The organism is Streptococcus australis (genome assembly GCF_040226615.1).
In the GTDB taxonomy this organism is placed as follows: Bacteria; Bacillota; Bacilli; order Lactobacillales; family Streptococcaceae; genus Streptococcus; species Streptococcus australis_E.
On the sequence record NZ_JBCOAT010000015.1, the window covers coordinates 1 to 4,839 of the forward strand.

The window sequence follows — 4,839 nt, forward strand, 5'->3', positions numbered from 1 at the left end:
ACCTCTATTATACGACTTTACACAAATAAAAGCCCTTAGAAACTTATGGTCTAAGGACTTTGTCTTCAATCTGAAAGAGGCTACATCGTAGCCTCTTTTTGAATGTAGACAAACTATTGTTTTACATAAAACGGCTAGATGATTTTTAAAAATGACTTAGCCATTTAATAAGAAGATAAAAACTTTCCGCCGTTAGAAAAGTGGCAGAGACACTAGTGTCTCTGCCACTCGGGAGTTTTGAGACCTTAGGCTCAAAACTAAGTCATGGAACTTCTTCGAAGTTCGCTGACGTCCGTACTCACCTAAGGGAAGTTTTTCATAAGACTTTATCTTCAATCTGAAAGAGGCTACATCGTAGCCTCTTTCTTATTCTTGATCAAAATCGTAAAGGGTAGTTGAAAGGTAACGTTCGCCATTATCCGGTGCCAAAGCCAAGACTTTTTTGCCAGCTCCAAGTTCTTTCGCTACTTCAATTGCTGCATAGATAGCGGCGGCAGATGAAATTCCAACTAAGAATCCTTCTTTTCCACCAATGTAGCGACCTAATTCCAAGGCTTGTTCAGAAGTGACGCGGATTACGCCATCATAAGAATTGGTATCCAGCGTTTCTGGAATGAAACCTGCTGACAATCCTTGGATTTTGTGTGGTCCAGGTTTTTCACCAGAAAGAATCGCTGATTCATCTGCTTCAACTGCATAGACTTGGACAGCTGGGTTGACTTTTTTCAAGGCATGAGAAACACCTGAAATAGTTCCACCAGTTCCAACACCACTGACGTAAGCATCCAATCCATTTGGTCCAAAAGCTTCTAAAATTTCTTGACCTGTTGTTGCTTCATGGACTTCTGGGTTGGCGCTATTGTTAAATTGGAGGGGAAGGAAACCGTTTCGTTCTGCAGCGATTTCTTCTGCTTTAGCGATAGCTCCTTTCATTCCTTCACTACCTGGAGTTAAGACAAGTTCTGCTCCATAAGCTTGAATGATTTTTCGACGTTCAACACTCATGGTTTCAGGCATGACGATGACGACTTTATACCCTTTGGCAGCCCCGACCCATGACAAACCAATTCCTGTATTTCCGCTGGTTGCTTCAACGATAGTAGAACCGGGTTGAAGAAGACCATCTCGTTCTGCTTTTTCAATCATGCTAAGAGCAATCCGGTCTTTGACAGATGAACCAGGGTTGAAGGCTTCTAATTTAACATAGACATCAGCAGCCCCTTCAGGTACTAAGTGGTTCAATTTTACAATAGGTGTTTTTCCGATTAATTCTGTAATATTTTGATAGATTGGCATACGATATACACTCCTTTGTTAGTGTATTCAGTATACCGTCAGTAAGAAGGTTTGTAAAATATAAAAAAGCTATCGAGGTGATAGCCTTTTTTTATAGCTGAATGGGAATTTCCACTTCCTTTAATCCCTGGTCACTAATATCAATTTTTCCATGGTAAAAATCAATCAGGTCCGCAATCACATCTTCTTTATGCTCCTTATCTACGTAGACAAGACTAAAGACAGCATCGGTGAAGTCTGTCTGGAATTCTGCTAATTGGTGAGCGGATAGAAAGTTCGCAAACTCTTGGTATTGGGGATAAGTCAAGGTAATCCCTAAACCAACCTGTTCCTTGATTTCGACGAGACCGATTTCTTTTACAGCTTGTGCGACACTGCCCGCATAAGCGCGAATGAGTCCACCGGCTCCTAGCTTGATGCCTCCAAAATAACGAGTGACGACACAGCAGACATTGGTCAGTTCATGATTCTCTAAAACGCCAAGCATGGGTACGCCAGCAGTCCCACTCGGTTCGCCATCGTCACTGGTCCGTTTAATTTCAAATTGCTCTCCAATGACAAAAGCAGAACAATTGTGAGTTGCCTTATAATGTTCCTTCTTGATAGCGGCTATAAAGTCGCGAGCTTCCTCTTCAGTATAAACTCGTTTAACATGGCAAAGAAAGCGGGATTTTTTAATTTCTTCTTGGACGAGACCGTCCTCTTTAAAAGTCTTGTATTCCATATATTTATTTTACAAAAAAACTCTTAAAACTGCGAGCTTTTACGAATATATAAGTATGAAACTTGAAGATTGTTATGGACGCTTGTTCACCCAAGACCAACTGGAGGTGGAACTGCTTGGAGAAGCTCAGGAACTGCCAGCTATGGTAGAGGAAAAGACGGGCTTGTTTTGTAATCGGTGTGGGACCAAGATTGATAAGGCTAGATGGAAACTACAGATAGGAAGCTACTATTGTAGAGCTTGCATTCAATTAGGAAGAGTTAGGAGCGATCAAAAACTCTATTACTTTCCCCAGCAAGCCTTTCCGCAAGAAGAAGTCCTAAGATGGCAGGGCACCTTAACTTCCTTTCAAAGTCGGGTCTCTCAGGAGTTGGTTCAATCCTTAACAGAAAGCCAGCCAATGATGGTACACGCAGTAACAGGAGCAGGTAAAACGGAAATGATGTACCAAGTGGTAGCGGAAACAATTAAAAAAGGGACTTGTGTTTGCATTGCTACCCCAAGGATTGACGTGTGTATTGAATTGTATAAACGAATGACCAAGGATTTTTCCTGTTCCATCTCCTTGTTGCATGGTGATTCAGAACCTTATTTTCGAACGGCTCTTGTCATATCCACCACCCACCAACTACTAAAATTTTACCAGGCTTTCGATCTCCTCATTATCGATGAAGTTGATGCCTTTCCTTTTGTTGATAACCCCGTTCTTTATCATGCCGTTTCAAATGCCAAAACTAAGAATGGGAAGCTCATCTATTTGACAGCTACCTCTACAAAAGAGTTAGATAAAAAAGTCAAAAAACAGGAGATTAAACGCGTTAGCCTACCTAGACGCTTTCACGGAAATCCTTTAGTGATTCCTAGAAAAGTATGGCTAAAAGATCTACGAAAGAAAGTAGAAAAGAAACAAGTGCCTGGGAAGTTACTCAAGCTAATAAAAGACCAACGTAAAAACTCCTTCCCCCTGATCCTATTTGTATCAGAAATCGAATTAGGAGAAAAAATCCTCAGTCTATTAAGAAGGGCCTTCAAGGATGAAATCATCGAACTGGTGACCTCTAAAACAGAAAATAGGCTGGAACTGGTAGAAAAATTTCGCAACCAAGAAATTACCATCCTTGTTTCAACGACAATCCTGGAACGAGGAGTCACCTTCCCGAAAGTCGATGTGTTTGTAATTGAGGCCAATCATCGGCTGTTCACTAAGAGCGCCCTGGTCCAAATTGCTGGTCGTGTGGGAAGAAGTATGGAAAGACCCACAGGCGAATTGCTTTTCCTAGCAGAAGGAACCAGCAAAGAAATGACACAAGCCATTAAAGAAATAAAAGAAATGAATCGGGAGGCAGGGTTTTGAGTGATTGTTTGCTATGTGATGAAGAGCTGACTAACCAGCAATCCTTAAGAGGTCTCATCCTGATGAAAAAAGAGAATCTCACTATGTGTGACAACTGTAAAAACAAGTTTGAACCAGTTAGTGAAGCTAGTTGCAAGACTTGTTGTAAAAAAAGTTCAGAGACTTCTTGTGAAGATTGCAAAGAGTGGGAACGAAAAGGAAAGAAGGTAAACCATAGAGCGCTTTACTATTATAATGAAGAGATGAAGGAATATTTTCAAAGGTACAAATTTCAAGGTGACCAATTGTTAGCTTGTCTCTTTGCTGAAGAAATGAAGGCAGAGCTAAAAAACTATAAAGGCTATACCATAGTTCCCATACCTTTAAGCGATGAGAGAAAAGAGAAGAGAGGCTTTAATCAAGTAACAGCCATTTTAGAATCTGCAGGGATCCACTATCAAGACCTATTGAGAAAAAAGGATACTAAGGCCCAATCACAAAAAAATAAAAAGGAAAGATTGAAAGTAGAACAAGCCTTTGAACGAATAGAGCTAGAAAATCAAAGTTGGCCTGAGAATATAGTGATAGTGGATGATATCTACACAACAGGAGCAACCATCGAAAGAGCTAAAGAAATGTTATTTGTAAATGGGGTGAAAGAAATAAAATCTTTTTCATTAGCAAGATAGAATATTCAAAAATATATTTGCAAAAATAAAATGAAAGCGTTATAATATAGATATAAAAAGAAAAAACGTTTAGAAAGAAGGTACTTATATGATTAAATATAGTATCCGTGGTGAAAACCTAGAAGTAACAGAAGCCATTCACGACTATGTCGTTTCTAAACTCGAAAAAATTGAAAAATATTTTCAAGCAGAGCAAGAATTGGATGCACGTGTAAACCTAAAAGTTTATCGTGAAAAAACTGCTAAAGTTGAGGTAACGATTCCACTTGGTTCTATTACACTTCGTGCAGAAGATGTTTCTCAAGATATGTATGGATCTATCGACTTGGTGGTTGATAAGATTGAACGTCAAATCCGAAAGAATAAAACAAAAATTGAAAAGAAAAATCGTAGCAAATCTGCAACCAGCAAAATCTTTACAGACGCTCTGGTTGAGGAAAGTGTTGCTCTTGAAAAAGTTGTCCGCACAAAAACGATTGACATTGAACCAATGGAACTAGATGAAGCTATTCTACAAATGGAACTATTAGGTCATGACTTCTTCATCTACAAAGATGTGGAAGATAACACAACAAATGTCATCTATCGTCGTGAAGATGGCGATGTAGGACTTCTTGAAGTCAAAGAAAAATAAGCTAATACAATAAGAAAGCTCCTGTAGAACATACAGGAGCTTTCCAATATTATAGAAGATAAAGTTTCTAAAATCAAAAAAACATAAAAAATTTAAAAAAATAGAAAAAAGATATTGACAAGTAGTTTTGGTCGTGATATACTAATATAGTTGTCGCGCGAGA

5 protein-coding genes are annotated in these 4,839 nt (G+C 39.1%); 3 read left to right on the plus strand and 2 right to left on the minus strand.

The features are described 5' to 3' along the window. Positions 1–366 precede the first annotated feature (366 nt). Complete coding sequence (gene cysK, locus ABT997_RS09740; RefSeq protein WP_125329919.1) at positions 367–1,296, minus strand: cysteine synthase A; 930 nt, start codon at positions 1,294–1,296, stop codon at positions 367–369. Positions 1,297–1,387: 91 nt separating this feature from the next. Continuing rightward, entirely contained in the window at positions 1,388–2,020 is a 633-nt protein-coding gene (locus ABT997_RS09745; RefSeq protein ID WP_350019255.1) for a YigZ family protein, read from the minus strand. Positions 2,021–2,075: 55 nt separating this feature from the next. Between ABT997_RS09745 and ABT997_RS09750 the strand changes: the two genes are divergently transcribed. The 3 genes from ABT997_RS09750 (at position 2,076) to hpf (ending at position 4,676) form a co-directional block, all read left to right on the plus strand. Next, positions 2,076–3,374, plus strand: coding sequence for an ATP-dependent helicase ComFA (locus ABT997_RS09750; RefSeq protein ID WP_350019256.1), 1,299 nt, complete (start codon positions 2,076–2,078; stop codon positions 3,372–3,374). Next, on the plus strand, positions 3,371–4,042 hold the full coding sequence (locus tag ABT997_RS09755) for a ComF family protein (protein ID WP_350019257.1): 672 nt from the start codon (positions 3,371–3,373) through the stop codon (positions 4,040–4,042). The genes ABT997_RS09750 and ABT997_RS09755 overlap by 4 nt, the downstream gene beginning before the upstream one ends. Positions 4,043–4,130: 88 nt before the next feature. Then, positions 4,131–4,676 carry a ribosome hibernation-promoting factor, HPF/YfiA family gene (gene hpf / locus ABT997_RS09760; RefSeq protein WP_006596830.1) on the plus strand — a complete coding sequence of 182 codons (546 nt, stop codon included), beginning with the start codon at positions 4,131–4,133 and terminating at the stop codon, positions 4,674–4,676. Positions 4,677–4,839: the final 163 nt, after the last annotated feature.